Source organism: Mucilaginibacter sp. cycad4, assembly GCF_034263275.1.
Taxonomy (GTDB): domain Bacteria; phylum Bacteroidota; class Bacteroidia; order Sphingobacteriales; family Sphingobacteriaceae; genus Mucilaginibacter.
The window spans coordinates 2,643,282-2,659,979 of the sequence record NZ_CP139559.1 but is presented as its reverse complement, the minus strand read 5'-3'; the positions used below and the strand labels follow the sequence as shown (position 1 = coordinate 2,659,979).

At 43.3% G+C, this 16,698-nt stretch carries 11 protein-coding genes; 1 reads left to right on the top strand and 10 read right to left on the bottom strand.

Translation table 11 applies throughout. From position 1 onward, the window contains the following. Positions 1-64: 64 nt before the first annotated feature. From SNE26_RS10700 to proB, 5 genes are all read right to left on the bottom strand, one after another. Positions 65-469, bottom strand: coding sequence for a hypothetical protein (locus SNE26_RS10700; protein WP_090525388.1), 405 nt, complete (start codon positions 467-469; stop codon positions 65-67). Positions 470-546: 77 nt separating this feature from the next. After that, positions 547-2,940 carry a type I DNA topoisomerase gene (topA, locus tag SNE26_RS10695; RefSeq protein ID WP_321559349.1) on the bottom strand — a complete coding sequence of 798 codons (2,394 nt, stop codon included), beginning with the start codon at positions 2,938-2,940 and terminating at the stop codon, positions 547-549. A gap of 233 nt (positions 2,941-3,173) precedes the next feature. Further along, positions 3,174-4,262: a tRNA 2-thiouridine(34) synthase MnmA gene (gene mnmA / locus SNE26_RS10690; protein ID WP_321559348.1), complete on the bottom strand. Its 1,089-nt coding sequence runs from the start codon at positions 4,260-4,262 to the stop codon at positions 3,174-3,176. Between the two features lie 761 nt (positions 4,263-5,023). After that, complete coding sequence (locus SNE26_RS10685; protein ID WP_321559347.1) at positions 5,024-6,271, bottom strand: glutamate-5-semialdehyde dehydrogenase; 1,248 nt, start codon at positions 6,269-6,271, stop codon at positions 5,024-5,026. Between the two features lie 5 nt (positions 6,272-6,276). Further along, complete coding sequence (gene proB, locus SNE26_RS10680; protein WP_321559346.1) at positions 6,277-7,356, bottom strand: glutamate 5-kinase; 1,080 nt, start codon at positions 7,354-7,356, stop codon at positions 6,277-6,279. Positions 7,357-7,693: 337 nt separating this feature from the next. Between proB and SNE26_RS10675 the strand changes: the two genes are divergently transcribed. Continuing rightward, entirely contained in the window at positions 7,694-10,639 is a 2,946-nt protein-coding gene (locus SNE26_RS10675; RefSeq protein ID WP_321559345.1) for a TonB-dependent receptor domain-containing protein, read from the top strand. Between the two features lie 248 nt (positions 10,640-10,887). On the opposite strand, the gene SNE26_RS10670 is transcribed toward SNE26_RS10675, so the two are convergent. From SNE26_RS10670 to SNE26_RS10650, 5 genes are all read right to left on the bottom strand, one after another. Continuing rightward, on the bottom strand, positions 10,888-11,592 hold the full coding sequence (locus SNE26_RS10670) for a phosphoadenylyl-sulfate reductase (RefSeq protein WP_321559344.1): 705 nt from the start codon (positions 11,590-11,592) through the stop codon (positions 10,888-10,890). Next, positions 11,589-13,097 (bottom strand): TSUP family transporter, encoded by a 1,509-nt coding sequence (locus SNE26_RS10665; protein ID WP_321559343.1) that lies wholly within the window; start codon positions 13,095-13,097, stop codon positions 11,589-11,591. Before SNE26_RS10665 ends, SNE26_RS10670 begins: the two co-directional genes overlap by 4 nt. Beyond that, positions 13,075-13,860 carry a uroporphyrinogen-III C-methyltransferase gene (gene cobA, locus SNE26_RS10660; RefSeq protein WP_321559342.1) on the bottom strand — a complete coding sequence of 262 codons (786 nt, stop codon included), beginning with the start codon at positions 13,858-13,860 and terminating at the stop codon, positions 13,075-13,077. The genes SNE26_RS10665 and cobA overlap by 23 nt, the downstream gene beginning before the upstream one ends. Next, on the bottom strand, positions 13,860-15,950 hold the full coding sequence (locus SNE26_RS10655) for a nitrite reductase (protein WP_321559341.1): 2,091 nt from the start codon (positions 15,948-15,950) through the stop codon (positions 13,860-13,862). The genes cobA and SNE26_RS10655 overlap by 1 nt, the downstream gene beginning before the upstream one ends. A gap of 240 nt (positions 15,951-16,190) precedes the next feature. Further along, positions 16,191-16,625 carry an Rrf2 family transcriptional regulator gene (locus SNE26_RS10650; RefSeq protein WP_090525408.1) on the bottom strand — a complete coding sequence of 145 codons (435 nt, stop codon included), beginning with the start codon at positions 16,623-16,625 and terminating at the stop codon, positions 16,191-16,193. Positions 16,626-16,698 lie beyond the last annotated feature (73 nt).

Below are 16,698 nucleotides of genomic sequence, written 5' to 3'. Positions count from 1 at the left end.
AATAGGTTTATTTATTATCAGGTAAATTATGAAATTTATGACAATAAATAATTTAAAGCGAAAATTATTTTATCATAACTCCGGGTTTATTTAAAACCGGGATTTTGATAAAATTCATCTCCACAATACTTTCAGGAAGGAATATAAATTTCTTGTCGAAAATATCTTTCCCTATATAGTAGCTGAGCCAATACTCGTTATTAAGGCCGAAGGTTTGCTCATCAATAGGCTCGATAAGCTTATATGCTTTGCTGTCAACAACAGGGATCATATGCCTCAGGGTAGAGGTTTTTACCTGTTCACCGTCCTTTTCCCCATAGCCTTTTGAGGTAATGAGCACGTTTTCGATCGGCTCGTTTTTAAGGTTAATGAGATATACATACCATACCTTACTTTCCACACTCTCGCTCTCCAATGCTACCGCGATAGCAATATCTTTTACATTATTTTCTGGCAGGTCTTTTTTCATTCTTTTGGTTGATTGGGTTGATTAGGTGTGTGGTTCTAATCGCACTTGCTAAACCATTCACCCCAATCAACCATTCACTATTTTTTCTTAGTTGCCGCCTTTTTCTTAGCCGGTGCTTTTGTTGCAGCAGGCTTGGCCGATGCAGCAGCTTTACCAAAGCGCCCTTTTTTAGCATCTTTTGGTGTTGCATCGGCAAGTGCCTTGCATTCTTCGTAAGTCAGGGTCAAAGGATCTTTATCTTTAGGGATCTTAACGTTCAGTTTGCCAAATTCAATATATGGTCCCCAGCGACCGTTTAATACTTTTACGTCCGGATCTTCGTCAAAAGCTTTGATTAGCTTTTCAGCATCTTTTTTGCGCTTCAGGTTAATGAGCTCAATGGCTTGTTCTTCAGTAACATCATGCGGGTCGATCTCTTTAGGTAAAGAAACGAAAGCGCTGTTGTGGCTGATGTAAGGCCCGAAACGGCCGATAGCCACTTTCATTACCTTGCCTTCATATTCGCCCACAACTTTGGGCAGCTTGAATAGCTCAAGCGCTTCTTCAAGGCTGATGGTCTCAATACTCTGTCCGCTCCGAAGACTTGCATAGAGGGGTTTCTCTTCGTTTTCGTCGGTAGCGCTTTCACCAACCTGTACAAAAGGCCCGAAACGGCCTATCCGTACAGAAACCTTTTTTCCGCTTTCCGGGTGGGTGCCTAATTCGCGTTCGCCGGTTGCTTTGTCGGCTTTTTCAATAGTGCTCTCAACTTCTTTATGAAAAGGGTTGTAAAAATCGTGGAGCATGGCTGTCCACTCTTTCATGCCCTGGGCAATTTCGTCAAATTGTTTTTCAACGCTGGCGGTGAAGTTAAAGTCAACGATATCCTTGAAATATTGAACCAGGAAATCGTTCACCACAGCACCGATATCGGTAGGGAACAGCTTGCCGCGTTCGGCACCTGTATTCTCCGTTTTTTCTTCTTTGGTGATACTGCCTGCTTTCAGTGTTAACACCCTGAAATTACGTTGCTTGCCTTCGCGCTCTTCCTTAACCACATAACCACGGTTTTGAATGGTGGAGATAGTAGGGGCGTAGGTTGACGGGCGACCGATACCCAACTCTTCCAATTTCTTCACTAAGCTTGCCTCGGTATAACGGGCGGCCGGGCGTGAAAAACGTTCTGTCGCCGACATTTCCTGCAAAGCCAAACGCTGACCCTTGGTTAATGGCGGCAGCATGGCATTTTCGCCATCCTGTTGCGGTTCATCCTCATCATCCTGCGATTCAAGATAAACTTTTAGGAAGCCATCAAATTTCATTACCTCTCCGTTGGCCACTAAATCTTCACTACGGGTTGAGATGCTCATCTTTGCGGTGGTTTTTTCAAACTGGGCTTCGCTCATTTGCGAAGCAATGGCGCGTTTCCAGATCAGCTCATATAAACGCTTCTCTGCCGATTCGCCATCGATAGAGTGGTTATTGAAATAGGTTGGCCTGATTGCCTCGTGTGCTTCCTGTGCACTGGCATTTTTGGTTTTATATTTTCTTTGCTGATGGTATTTTTCGCCATAGGCTGATACGATCTCGCTTGCTGCCGAATTTAAGGCCAGTTCAGACAGGTTTACCGAATCGGTACGCATATAAGTGATGTAACCTGATTCGTAAAGCCGTTGTGCAACTTGCATAGTCCTTGCTACGGAATAGCCCAATTTGCGGCTTGCTTCCTGTTGCAGGGTTGATGTTGTGAACGGTGCGGCTGGCGAACGTTTTGTTGGCCGGGTATCTAATGATTTAACATCAAAATCTGCCGCAATACAGTCCTGTAAAAACTTCTCAGCATCTTCCTGTTTTGTAAAGCGCTCGGGCAGTTCGGCCTTGAAAGCCTCTTTGCCTTTGCCAAATATGGCTACTATTTTAAATGCTGCTTCTGATTTAAATTTATTGATCTCACGTTCACGATCAACAATGAGCCTTACCGCAACTGATTGTACGCGGCCCGCTGAAAGTGATGGCTTTACCTTTTTCCATAAAACAGGAGAGAGCTCAAAACCTACTAACCTGTCTAAAACACGGCGTGCCTGCTGGGCGTTAACCAGGTTATAGTCAATTTTACGTGGTGTATCTATCGCTTTTAAAATGGCGGGCTTTGTGATCTCATGGAAAACAATACGCTTGGTGCTTACATCCTTCAGATCCAATGTTTCAAACAAGTGCCAGGAAATGGCCTCACCTTCGCGGTCCTCGTCCGATGCAAGCCAAACCATTTCGGCTTCCTTAGCTAACTTCTTTAATTCGCTAACTACCTGCTTTTTATCTGCGGGTACCTCGTATTTTTGTTTAAAGTTATTAGCTATATCAATTGCATCTTCCGACTTAACAAGATCACGGATATGCCCATAGCTGGACTTTACAGTAAAGTCCTTTCCAAGGTAACCCTCAATGGTCTTAGCTTTTGCAGGTGATTCAACTATCAGTAAGTTTTTGGCCATTTAATCAGTTTTAGTTTTTGCAAATAAAACATAAAGTAAGCGAAACACCAATTAGTTTTTGGTAAAAGGTGTAAAAGTTGAAAGTCAATTATGTTTTAAGTTGAAAAATTGGCGTAAAAATGCCCGTAAAAATTATATTCTTGCAAAATACCTAAACTGATTTTAACAAAATGATAACAGGCATGCATGTCAGTCCAGCTTGTCAAGTTCAAAAGATAGCAGGAAAAGAATACTTACATCAGGAAACCGCCGCCAAGCAGGTCATCTCCTTCATAAAATACAGCTGATTGGCCCGGCGCTATGCCTGATACATTATGATGGAAATCAACTTTCATATGTTCGCCCATTTGAAGAATAGTACTTTGGGCACCGGTATCTTTATAACGAATTTTGGTAATTGCCTCAAGCGGCTCATTCACAGTTTCGTATTTAATGAGGTTGAGGTTTTTTACCCAGGCCTGTTTGCGTTCAAGCTCTTCGGCTGTGCCTAAAACAACGGTATTGGTGTCAGGATCGATTCGGGTAACAAACATAGGATGCCCTAATGCTATGCCCAGGCCTTTACGCTGACCAATGGTATAAAAAGGATATCCCTGGTGCTTACCTACTACGGTACCATTGGTAAGCACAAAGTTGCCCGGGCCGATACGTTCATCAAGATCTTCAACTTTATGTCGCAGAAATGAGCGGTAATCGTTATCAGGTACAAAGCAGATCTCGTAGCTTTCGCTTTTACCGGCAAGTTCTATCTGGCCCATATCAAGCGCCATTTGCCTGATCTCGGGCTTTGAAAAGCTACCTAAAGGGAATTTAGTACGGGCAAGGTTTTTTTGAGATACACCCCATAATACGTAGGACTGATCTTTATTGGTATCCTTGCCTTTTGATATCACGTAGCGGCCGTTATCCTGTAAACGGATATTGGCATAGTGTCCTGTAGCAATAAATTCACAATCGAGTTTATCGGCACGTTTTAATAATGCTTCCCATTTAATATGGGTATTACATAAAACGCATGGGTTAGGAGTACGGCCAGCCAAATATTCGTCAACAAAGTTATCGATCACGAAATCGCCAAACTCATTACGGATGTCCAATATATAATGCGGGAAGCCATAGCCGACAGCCAAAGCACGTGCATCATTGATACTATCCAGGCTGCAGCAGCCGGTTTCTTTTGAACTTCCGCCCGATGAGGCGTAGTCCCAGGTTTTCATGGTTAAACCAATAACTTCATAGCCCTGTTCATGCAGCATTACTGCCGCCACCGAACTATCAACCCCGCCGCTCATTGCCACTAATATCCTGCCATGCTTACTCATAATGCCGCAAAGATACCTATTTGATTTTTATGTTAACATATGCTTGGTCAGTATAGGGTAAAATGTATTGAGCTAATCATCATTTTTGTATTAATCATTAGTTAATTATCATTGTTATTCAAATTATTGTGTGTGTTATATTAAGTTAAACTTCGGTTACAAGTACCGGTTTAAGCTATTGGAAAGTTCATTGTTTCCTTAATGTGATTTAAATATCACGGTGGTCATGCGCTTAACATTATATTAATACTGAATAATAAGTGCTGATATCGCAGCCTGTCAGGAGGTTACTTAGTGTAAAAGCGAAATTCGGATATTCATAAAAGCGCTGTTTGAAAAAAAGAATAAAATGGGCGTTTTAACTACTGTTTTTTCAATGAAATTTGCCTTTGTAACAGGTGTATGACATACACTGATTTCAATGTTAAAAGGTATTTGTTGCTAAAATTTTAAATAATAAATGTAGAGCTGACTATTATAAAAACAAGCAACATTATTTATTAAAAATAACGTAAAAGTGATGCTGCCTATTGTAACAGACCTATTACATTATAAATTTGCTATATCCTAATTAATAAAACAATGTTAACTCAATTGACTTTAGAACAAAAATTACAGGGCGTGATTTTAGTGATTATTTGCTTTATTGCTGCAGCCAACTACTTAATAAAGTAACGCTTAACAATTTGGAATAACACGTTTAAGGTGCTTACTACACAGAGTAAGCACCTTTTTTATGCAATATGGCTTTGCAGGATACTTTACGGAATGCGGGTTTGTCCGTTGCCTTTAACTATCCATTTGTAACTGGTAAGCTCTTCCAGCCCCATAGGGCCACGGGCATGGAGTTTTTGAGTGCTGATGCCAATCTCGGCCCCAAGACCAAACTGGGCACCATCAGTGAACGCCGTTGATACGTTGGCATAAACAGCGGCAGCATCTACATCATTTAAAAATTTAGCAATGTTTTCAGCATTTTCAGAGATAATGGCCTCGCTGTGTTTTGAACTGTTTACAGCAATATATGCTAATGCTTCGGTAAATGAATCTACAGTTTTAATAGCCATCTTCATCGAAAGAAATTCAGTACCAAAGTGTTCCGGACTGGCTTCATGCAAAAGGTTGGCGGGATAATCGCTTTTTAGTGCTTCAAAGGCCCGCTCATCGGCAAAAATCTCTACTTCTTTTGCCTTTAGGATGTGCGCCAGTTGTGGCAGGTCGCTTAAGCGGGCGGAGTTAATGATCAAACAATCTAAAGCGTTGCAAACACTTACGCGGCGGGTTTTGGCATTGGCGATAATTTCGGCCCCTTTTTCCAGGTTGCCCGATTCATCGAAATAAGTATGCACAATACCGGCACCTGTTTCAATAACGGGAACTTTACTATTGTCCCGCACAAAATCAATCAGCGATTGGCTTCCCCTTGGGATAAGCACATCAATATAACCAATGGCGTTTAATAAAGCTGTAGTAGCCTCACGTTCGGCCGGAAGCAGGGTAACCACATTAACATCAACACCGTGCTTCGTCAATACTTTATGGATAACCGAAATAATGGCCCGGTTAGAGAAATCAGCATCACTGCCGCCTTTCAGTATGCTTATGTTACCTGTTTTGAAGCAAAGCGCAAAAACATCAAAGGTAACATTGGGTCTGGCTTCATATATAACGCCTACAACGCCAAGTGGCACGCGTATTTTTGATATCGATAAACCGTTGGGCATTTCTGTAGCAGAAAGCAGTTTACCAAGCGGGCTATCCAGTTTGGCAACGCTTTGCATATCGCCGGCAATGCCTTTAATCCGATCGGCAGTAAGTTTAAGGCGGTCGTATTTTGGATCGGCCGGATCCATTCGGTCAAGGTCTCTTTGGTTTTCGGTCAGGATATATTCGGTTTGAGCGATGGCTTCGGCCACTACATCCTTCAAAATCTCATTGATGACGGCAGGAGCAAGGGGAGCTTTACGGCTTGCTTCACGTGCTTTATCAAAATAGCTGTTATAGTTCATGGTATTTAGCCTTGTAAGTAAAGATAATCATAGTGCACCAGTGCTTTCTGGTTTTTTTGGCCGATGCGTTCACGGGCCTTATCAGCACCATATTCGGCAATGCCTAAGCCAATCAGCTTATCGGTATCATCTATCAGTTTAATGATATCGCCTTTTTTAAAGTCGGTTATTACGCCCACTATGCCAACCGGTAATAAACTGGTTGCCTTGTTTGAAATGAGCGCGGCTTTTGCACCGGCATTGATCAGTACGCTTCCGGTCGCTGATTTTTCGGAGTGGGCAATCCATTTCTTTTTGCCCGATGCCGTTTTGTTGGGGATGAAACGCGTATGCGTAACCTGATTTTCCAGAACATCGGTTAACACCTGATCCCGTTTACCGTTGGCTATGTGCACCGAAATGCCCAGCTGGGCCGTTTTTTGTGCCATAGTTGATTTGGTGATCATACCTCCGCGCCCAAACTGCGAACGGCCCGATGATACAAAGGTTGAAAAATCAAGTTCATTACCGCTAACTTCATCTATCACCGCCGAACCTGCTGCTTTTGGGTCGCCGTTGTAAATGCCATCAACGTTGGTGAGGATGATGAGGGCGTTAGCGTTAAGCATAGAGGCTATGAGGCCTGCCAATTCATCATTATCGGTAAACATAAGCTCGGTTACCGATACTACGTCGTTTTCGTTTACAACAGGGATTACCTCATATTGCAGCAAAGCCTCAAGGCAGTTTTTCATGTTGAGGTAATGCATCCTGTCCCTGAAATCTTCGCGGGTGACCAAAACCTGCGAACATAGTATTTGAAACTGCTCAAACAGGTGCGAATAGGTATTGATCAGTTTTACCTGCCCAATAGAGGCCAGCACCTGGCGGGCAGCCACCGCATCTGATTTTTCTGCAACCGTGATCAGGCTGCGGCCGGATGCCACAGCGCCTGATGAAACCAGTATCACTTCGGTGCCCTGTTTTTTTATCGCAGCTATCTGTTCAACCAAATGGGTAATTCGCGGAAGGTCGGGGAGCCCGTTTTCCTGGGTAATAACATTTGAGCCGATTTTGATAACGATGCGTTGATAATTGAAAGCCATTAGTACAGTACAGGTTGAGGCTTCAATATTACAAATTTGGGAGAAATTAGGCTTTGTTTATTTTGAAATATCCAGTAAGGTGATGGATTTTATAGTGAAATGATGCGAAAATCATCAAAAATTTAAAAAAACGGAGTGGAAGGCTTGACAGTCAGTATTAAATTTATATTTTTGTCGACTAATTCTATAGACAATGTATCATAACAATGCAATTGCCATTCAGCCCATGTTAAAAATGCAGCACCTAACTGCAATGTGTTGTTGTTGAGCGTAACCTTCATCAACGACAACACAACTACTAATCACAATTTTAATTACCACCACCACAAATTACTTCATGAAAATTTTTACAAACTTAGTTAGAATAATTGTGCTCTTCCTGGTACTATTACCGGGTATAAGTTATGCACAGCTTAACGGCTCATATATATTGAGCGGAAAAGTAAACGACGATCAGGGTAAGTCGCTGATAGGGGCAACAGTATCTATTAAAGGTACAACCAACAAAACATCAACAGATACTACAGGTAAATTTTCGTTAACCACCAGTGCCAAGTTACCCTATACGCTTGTTTTTACTGCCATAGGTTATCAGCCGCAGGAGTTTTACATTAAAAATGCCAACAGCGCAGTAAATATTACGTTAACTACTCAATCATTATTGGTTAACGAAGTAGTGGTAACGGCATCACGCAAGGAAGAAAAATTGCTCCGATCACCGGTAGCTATCGAAAAATTGAGCATCACAGCGTTAAAACAGTCGCCCGGCCCAAGTTTTTACGATGCTTTGGAGAATGTGAAAGGCGTACAGATGACTACCACCAGCATCACCCTTAAAGTGCCAAATACGCGTGGTTTCAACAGCCCTAACAATTTCAGGTTTATGCAACTGGTTGATGGTGTTGATATGCAATCAGCTACTTTGGGTGTGCCGCTTGGTAACGCCATTGGTCCGACCGAACTGGATATTGCCAGTGTGGAGATCACCCCGGGTGCTGCTGCAGCCCTTTATGGCACCAATGCTATTAATGGCCTATCAAACCTGTTCACTAAAGATCCATTTAAATACCAGGGCCTAAGCTTTTACCATCGCCAGGGTTTAAACCATGTTGGTAAAGACCGCTTAGGGGCGAGTTCCCTTACCGAAGATGCTTTAAGATATGCTAAAGCTTTTAACGATAAGTTTGCCGTTAAAGTGAACTTTAGCTACATGCAGGGGCAAGACTGGCAATCAGATACCCGCCTTGATCAAAACCCAACCAATCTTAAATCTGCCAACCCTGCTTACCCTGAATTAACAGGTACCAGCAACGCGGCTTACGATGGCTGGAACAAGTACGGTGACGACGCACTTGCAGGCAGTAACGCCGTATCAATAAAAGGTATTACGGTTGATGGCAAAGCCCGGCCAAACCTTACGGTAGCCCGTACCGGTTATAATGAAGTTGACCTGGTTGATCCGCATGTTAAAAACCTAAAACTGGATGGTACGCTGGCTTATAAATTATCGCCTACTACTACCTTATCGTATACTTATCGCTATGGCAGGCTCGATGGCGTGTTTCAGCGCGGTAACAAGATCTCGTTACAAGGCGCAACAGTTCAGAATCATAAAATCGAGTTAAAAGGAAAAGACTTCCTGGTACGCGGTTATGAATCAATAGAAAATACCGGCAACTCATTCAATGTAAAACCATTGGCCGACAACCTTGATCTTAACCACGCCAGCAACTCGACCTGGGCAACTTTATATGGTAATGCTTTAAAAGCCTACAATGGAGGCGTGCTTACTTCTGCAAACCTTGCCGCGGCGGAACAAGCAGCCCGTGCTGCCGCCGATAAAGGTCGTGTTGAGCCAGGCACTCCTGAGTTTGACGCTTTAAGAAAAACTATCATCGGTATCAATAACTGGGACATTAAATCGAGCCTGATCCCTAACGCCCCGGCTACAGGCGGTGCTGCTTTAGTGCAAAAAAGCCACATGTACAACGGTGAGGCACAATGGGACCTGAGCAGCAAAGTTAAATTTGTTGATCTGTTGGTTGGTGCTGATGTACGTGTGTACAGCATAACGCCTGATGGTAATAACTTCGTAGATTTTAGCCGCCCAATAGCTGACAGAAATAGCCCATTGGCTGATGGCACTTTCGGTAAAGATGTGATCTACAAAAAATATGGCGCATTCACCCAGGTTACCAAGACCTTTTTTGACGAGAAGCTGAAATTATTCGGCTCTATCCGCTGGGACCGTAACCCATACTTCGATCCTAAATTTACACCGCGTTTAGCTGCCGTTTATACCGTTAACCAAAACCATAACTTCAGGTTCACTTTCCAAAATGGCTATCGTTTCCCCTCGCTGTTTGAGGCGTTGTCATACGTAAATAACGGTCGCGTAAAACGGGTAGGCAGCTTGCCGTTTATTAACGAAGGTTTGGGTTACCTTGGTAACAGCTATACCCAAACATCGGTAGTAGCGTTTAATGCAGCTGTAAATGCAGCAGGCGGCTCAGATCAGGCTGCTTTAGCCAATCGTAACCTGTTAAAAGTCGCGGATCTTCCGCCGGCACGTCCTGAACAAATTACCTCTTTCGAGGTAGGTTATAAAGGCATTGTTGCCGACAATAAAGTGTTCATTGATATTGACGCTTACACCAACCGTTATGACGGCTTCCTTGGCCAGGTACAGGTGTTTGTACCAAATGGCGCTACTGTTGGCTCTGATGCAGCGGTACTGTCAATGCTTGACATCAACCGCGACCCTACAACAGGTACATCAACTAATGCAGCCAGCCAGGGCCAAAGCAGGTACCGTGTTTATACCAATGCTAAAAACATCTACCATAACTATGGCTCATCTGCAGGTATTACTTACAATTTCTACCAGCATTATACGGTATCAGGAAACGTAAGCTTTAACAAGTTAAAAGCCCAAACAGCTTCAGATATCTTTGTAACCGGCTTTAATACGCCAGAATGGTCAGGCAACGTATCGTTCGGTAACCGCGAGGTGGTTAAAAATTTCGGCTTTAACGTAGTTTACAAATGGCAGCAGTCATACTTGTGGGAAAGCCCGCTGGTTACAGGTACTGTGCCATCAATCAAAACAGTTGATGCCCAGGTTACCTACCGCGTGCCGGAGTACTATGCAACATTTAAGTTAGGGGCAACGGATATCTTTAACAAAAGATATTACCAGTACGCAGGCGGCCCAACTATCGGCGGCTTGTACTACGTATCGGTAACGCTTGATGGTTTGTTAGCAGGTAACAACAACAAATAAGCGCTTTAATTACGTTTTATATTAGTTTGTAAGGGGATGGTCGCGATAAGTGATCATCCCTTTTTCGTTCAATATCACATCGTCATTGCGAGGTACGAAGCAATCCCTAACTGTACAGAGAGACCTGTTGAGCCGCTCTGCTAATTGGGGATTGCTTCGTACCTCGCAATGACGGGTTTAAGATAAAATAAAAAGGCCAACCAATCTTTCGACCGGTTGACCCACGTATAAAAAAAAGCGTCTTTAACTTATTTAGCGGTTACCTCATGCAGCCCACATTCTTTCTTCGATTGATCTTCCCACCACCAGCGGCCGGCGCGGAAATCTTCACCTTCGGCAACAGCACGGGTACATGGCATACAGCCAATGCTTGGGAAGCCTTTATCATGCAGTGAGTTATATGGAATGTTGTATTGTTTGATATAGGCTTTTACTTCGTCCAATGTCCAGTTGAAGATAGGGTGGAACTTTACCAGTTGGTTTTGCTCATCCCATTCCAGGTCATGCATATCATGGCGGTTAACCGATTGTTCGGCACGGATACCGGTGATCCAGATCTTGTTGCCTTTTAAAGCACGTTTAAGAGGCTCTATTTTGCGGATCCCACAGCATTCCTTACGGTTTTCAACCGATTCATAAAAGCTGTTAGGGCCTTTTTTGCTAACCATCTCTTCAAGTAGTGCCTGATTAGGGTAGTAAGCATGAATGGGTTTTTGATACCTGTTCATGGTGGCCGCCCAAACCGAGTAGGTTTCGCGGAAGAGCCTGCCGGTTTCAAGCGTGAAAACCTTGATGGGCAGGTTATTGGAAAATATCATATGGCTGATCACCTGGTCTTCCCAGCCAAAGCTGGTAGAAAACACGATTTGGCCAGGAAATAGTTCCACCAATTTGGTCAGGGCTTCAACAGGGCCAAGACCGGTAATATCTTGTTGTATATCTGCTAATGTCATGGTACCGGAACAAAAAATTTGAGGATAGAACGGATGCTGATCAGAATAACGATAACAGAAACAGCAACCATGATAGTTTTTGCTGAAATTTTGTTGGAGATTTTAGCCGCTATTGGCGAAGCTAATGCGCTGCCTAATACCAGCCCGACTACAGCATGCCAGTGATTGCTATTAACCATGGCAATGAAGGTTATAGAACCTATCATGGCCACAAAAAAACGTGAAAGTTTCACTGTCCCCAACGAAAAACGAGGGCTCCGGCCACCGGCTATCAGAGTTGATAGTACGATTGATCCCCAGCCGCCGCCGCCAACAGCATCGATAAAGCCGCCGCCTAAACCCAGCAACGAAATGCGTTTTACCTTATCGGCCGATTTTTTCTTTTGTGTGTTGAACGCTTTCCTGAATATCACTATACCCAATATCAGGGTGTAAACCGATACAACAGGTTTGGTGTACATGGCGTAATGTTCAAGCGATGAAAGTATGAATGCTCCTAAAAATGCGCCAAGGATCCCCGGCACAACCAAAAGCTTAAAAAGTTTCCAATTGATATTACCCATGCGATAATGCATCCAGCCGGCTATCCCGCAGCTTAGGATCTCGGATAAGTGAACACCCATACTCGCCGAAGCAGGAGGGATGCCCATAGCTAAGGAAAACGAAGTTGATGTTACACCGTACGACATACCGATTGCCCCATCTATCATCGCAAATACGAAGCCTGCTCCTAAAAAGTAATAAAAGAGAGGGTCGACACCGGTTACAAAGTTTTTGAAATTAGGCTCTTTAAAATAAAGTGCTGTTATAACTATGGCTAAGGACACTATAATGGTAGACCAGAGCAACCAGATAAAGTTTTTCCGGTTGGCCGCTTTTGGCTCGACCAAAACGGATGTTACACTGTTTAGTTTTTTTACCTTGTCGGCAAAGTCGCCTTCAAGGGTATTTCTTAGTTCACTCATTTGCTGCAAAGTAATGTCAAGCTCGGCAGGAAGGCTTTCGTTTAATACTTCTTTTAATCGTTTAGCCACAGTAGGTGATTTTCCGTTGGTAGATATGGCCAGTTTCAGGTCGCCCTTTTGCACTATCGATCCTAAGTAAAAATCACATAGCGCAGGCTTGTCAGCTACGTTGATCAGCAGCTTACGGTCATGGGCGGCATTGCGGATATAGTTATTAAGTTCGCTGTCATTGGTGGCAGCAATAACAATATCGGCATCGTTCAGGTCATCGTCAGTAAATGATTTTTGTATAATTCGGATGCCCGGATATTGCGATGCAAGCGTATGTACCTCGGGCAAAAACTCGCGCGAAATAACGGTTACCCTTGCACTGTTGCTGTTATTAAGTACAGCGGTAAGTTTTTCCAAACCAACATTACCGCCGCCAATAAGCACCGTATGCAGATCATTCAGTTTTAAAAATACAGGAAAAAGCTGATTGCCTTCCTGTTTTTTATCCTGGATGTTGGTTAAGCTCTTATCCCCGGGCAACAACGTCATAAACTTCTTTTATCAGTTGGAATTTTGGATGAAGTGATACTACCTCGCCCAAAACAATAATGGCTGGCGATGAGATCTTATTTTCTTCAACAGCAGTAACAATAGTATCAACTGTAGCAACAGCGATCTTCTCATCTACAGTCGATCCGCTTTGGATAACGGCTACGGGCAGTTTGTTCTTACCTTGTAACTTAAATATTTCAGTAATTTCAGCCAGCTTATGAACGCCCATCAATACAACTACGGTAGCATTTGATCGTGAAGCGTCAATAAGGTCGTTCGAGATCCTGCCATTTGCAGTAGTGCCGGTAACCACCCAAAAACTTTCGCTTAAACCGCGGTGAGTAACCGGGATCTGCTGCAATTCGGGTACCGCTACCGAGCTGGAAATACCCGGAATAACGGACGCTGGTATGTTATGCGCTGCCGCAATGATAAGTTCCTCATATCCGCGACCGAATACAAACGGATCCCCGCCTTTTAACCTGACTACGTGGCCGTAGTTCAGCGCATAATCAACCATCAGGTTGTTAATTGCTTCCTGCGAAAAACTATGGTCGCCAGAACGTTTGCCTACATAAACTTTAGTTGAGTTTTGCGGGGCGTATTCAAGCAGTTCTTCATTAACCAAAGCGTCGTACAAAACAACATCGGCTGTTTTCAAAGCTTTGATCGCTTTTACTGTTATTAGGTCGGCATCGCCGGGGCCTGCGCCAACTAAGGTAATACGCGGTTCTTTTATATTTTTATTACTATCAGTCATTATTGTACAAGCGCCTCTCTCTTATCCTTGCTTCTGCTTAAAAATTCTGTAGCCTGTGCTAAATATGCTGTGGCAAATTCTTGTGACGGCTCATTTTGGTTGAGTTGTAATACCAGGTCGTTAAAGCTTCCGTTCAATTCGAATTCGCCTTTTTCAACGTATTGTGCATCAAATTCGCGGATCACGCCTATTTGTGTACTGCTGTTAACAGCTTTGTCAAGCAATAGCGCTTTTGCCGAGCTTACAAACACATTGTAAGCATGGTAAATAGCATCAGCCCAGCGACCATCAGCATAAGCTTCGTTAGCCCAGCCCAATTTTTCTTCTGATTCAAATAGCAGGGTAGCTACCAGGTCGATGATCACACCGGCACATTCACCTACGCCAATAGCGGTAACAAATGTTTCCTGGTGGCCCCAGTCAATGTATTCGTCATCGGTAAGAGTAGTTAAATCGGCAAGTGGTTTCAGCAAACGGTAAAAATAATCTTTACCCTGCCTGTCGTAATATTCATGGTAAGTTTCACCCTCGGGCGAAAACTCTTTATAGTCGTTCAATAACCACCTTAACACATCGGTAGCGCGTTTGGTAGGTACTTTGATCACCCTTTCGGCAGCGCGGCCAACGCCGTCTCCAACGGTACCGCCACCTAACATCACCTGTACAGATGGTAATACTTTAGCACCCGCTTTAAGCGAACTGCCATGGAAACCAATGTGGGCCAAGCCGTGCTGACCACAAGAGTTCATACAACCGCTTATTTTGATCTTGATTTCGCGATTATAAATAAAATCCTCGTATTCATTATAGATCAGATCTTCCAGCACGCGGGCCATGGTCATACTGTTAGATATGCCAAGGTTGCAGGTGTCTGTACCCGGGCAGGTAGTAACATCGGCAATGCTATCAAAACCCGGCGCTGCCAGTTCAAGCTTAGTCAGGCCTTCATATAAAGCGGGCAGCGCTTCTTTTTGAACATATTTTAAAAGCAGGCCCTGGTTTTGAGTTATGCGGATCTCGTGACCAACCAATGGCTCCAGCGTTTTAACCAGTGCACGGGCTGTATCAGATGAGATATCACCTACAGGCACTTTAATATACACGCCATAAAAACCTTTTTGCTTTTGCTCAAAAACGTTGGTAGCCAGCCATTGCTCATAGCGCAGCGGATTGCTGATGGTTACTTCAGGATAGCTATCAGTTGGTGGTAAAGCCGGGGCATCAACAACATCCCGGTTGATAGGGTATGATTTTACTTTGTTGGCAGTACGCTCGATTTTGGTTAAACGCAATACTTCATCCAAACCTAATTTTTGGATAAGATATTTCATACGGGCTTTGTTGCGGTTATTGCGTTCGCCGTAACGGTCAAAAACACGGATCACTGATTCGATATAAGGGATCAGCTGATCTTCTGGTAAAAACTCTTCAACAATACTGGCTAAAATTGGCTGTGCACCTAAACCGCCACCAAGCATGATCTTAAACCCGCGTTCGCCATTGGCATTTATTTTAGGGATAGCACCGATATCATGAATGTATGAAAATGCCGTGTCCTCATCGCTTGACGAGAAAGAGATTTTGAATTTGCGGCCCATTTCCTGGCATATTGGATTACGCAGAAAATAATCAAACGTAGCATATGCGTAAGGAGAAACGTCAAATGGTTCTTTTGGGTCGATGCCTGCAGTGGGAGAAGCTGTAACATTACGTACGGTATTACCGCATGCTTCGCGCAGGGTGATATCATCCTGTGCAAGCTTGGCCCAAAGCTGGGGTGTACGGTCAAGGCTTACGTAGTGGATCTGGATATCCTGTCGGGTAGTAAGGTGCAGGTTACTGCTGCCAAATTCGTCAGAAATCTCGGCAATCTTCAATAGTTGCTTAAAGCTAACTTTACCAAAAGGTAGTTTAATGCGTACCATTTGCACGCCTGGCTGACGCTGGCCATAAACACCGCGTGCCAAACGTAAGCTTCTGAATTTTTCATCATGAATTTTACCTTCACGAAAAGCATGGATCTTTTTTTCAAGATCTATTATATCCTTCTCAACAATAGGGTTCTCCAGTTCCGTTCTGAAGCTCTGCATATTCTATGTATTAATCTTTTATAAAAAAGCCCCTTTGGCTGTGGCTAAAGAGGCATATATAGTTAAATATTACGTTTATAGCCTCGTTTTACCATTGCGCATATAGCAATAGGTCAGTTGGTTAAGACAGGTAATATTAATGCTCTCACGATTCATTTCCCAAATATATATATAGTATACGGAAAAAGTAGCATTTAATTAAAAAAAACTGCGTTATGACAGTTTTATGAAGTTTGAAAATTAAACGCTGATGAGGGTAGTTTCGCGTTTGATGATATCGGCGATACTGGTTTCGCTTAATATTTTAAGTGTGGCATCCCTTACATCAACAAATACATCCCTTATGCCGCAAGTGCTTTCCTGGTGGCACTCATCACATTTGTGATAAAAATTTAAGCTGGCACAAGGCACCATGGCAATAGGGCCATCGGTTATGCGCATGATACTCACCAGGAATATTTCTTTGGGATCGCGGTTAAGGCTGTAGCCACCGCCCGCTCCTTTTTTGCTGTAAAGGAACCCCGCATTGCGCAGATCAAGCAGTATCTGCTCAAGAAACTTTTTAGGGATTCGTTCGATTTCGGCAATCTTCGAAATTTGCATAGGCGGCTGGTCCATGTTCTTGCCAAGAACCACAAGCGCCTTTATAGCGTACTTAGTTTTTTTTGAAAGCATTTTCTAAAATGAAACTCACAAAGGTAAATAAAGATATTTTCTAAATTAACTATTTTTTCGAGTAATATTATAG

Coding starts and splice junctions, on each gene's coding strand:
- SNE26_RS10700 (WP_090525388.1), bottom strand. CDS start 469: ATGAAAAAAGACCTGCCAGAAAATAATGTAAAAGATATTGCTATCGCG.
- topA (WP_321559349.1), bottom strand. CDS start 2,940: ATGGCCAAAAACTTACTGATAGTTGAATCACCTGCAAAAGCTAAGACC.
- mnmA (WP_321559348.1), bottom strand. CDS start 4,262: ATGAGTAAGCATGGCAGGATATTAGTGGCAATGAGCGGCGGGGTTGAT.
- SNE26_RS10685 (WP_321559347.1), bottom strand. CDS start 6,271: ATGAACTATAACAGCTATTTTGATAAAGCACGTGAAGCAAGCCGTAAA.
- proB (WP_321559346.1), bottom strand. CDS start 7,356: ATGGCTTTCAATTATCAACGCATCGTTATCAAAATCGGCTCAAATGTT.
- SNE26_RS10675 (WP_321559345.1), top strand. CDS start 7,694: ATGAAAATTTTTACAAACTTAGTTAGAATAATTGTGCTCTTCCTGGTA.
- SNE26_RS10670 (WP_321559344.1), bottom strand. CDS start 11,592: ATGACATTAGCAGATATACAACAAGATATTACCGGTCTTGGCCCTGTT.
- SNE26_RS10665 (WP_321559343.1), bottom strand. CDS start 13,097: ATGACGTTGTTGCCCGGGGATAAGAGCTTAACCAACATCCAGGATAAA.
- cobA (WP_321559342.1), bottom strand. CDS start 13,860: ATGACTGATAGTAATAAAAATATAAAAGAACCGCGTATTACCTTAGTT.
- SNE26_RS10655 (WP_321559341.1), bottom strand. CDS start 15,950: ATGCAGAGCTTCAGAACGGAACTGGAGAACCCTATTGTTGAGAAGGAT.
- SNE26_RS10650 (WP_090525408.1), bottom strand. CDS start 16,625: ATGCTTTCAAAAAAAACTAAGTACGCTATAAAGGCGCTTGTGGTTCTT.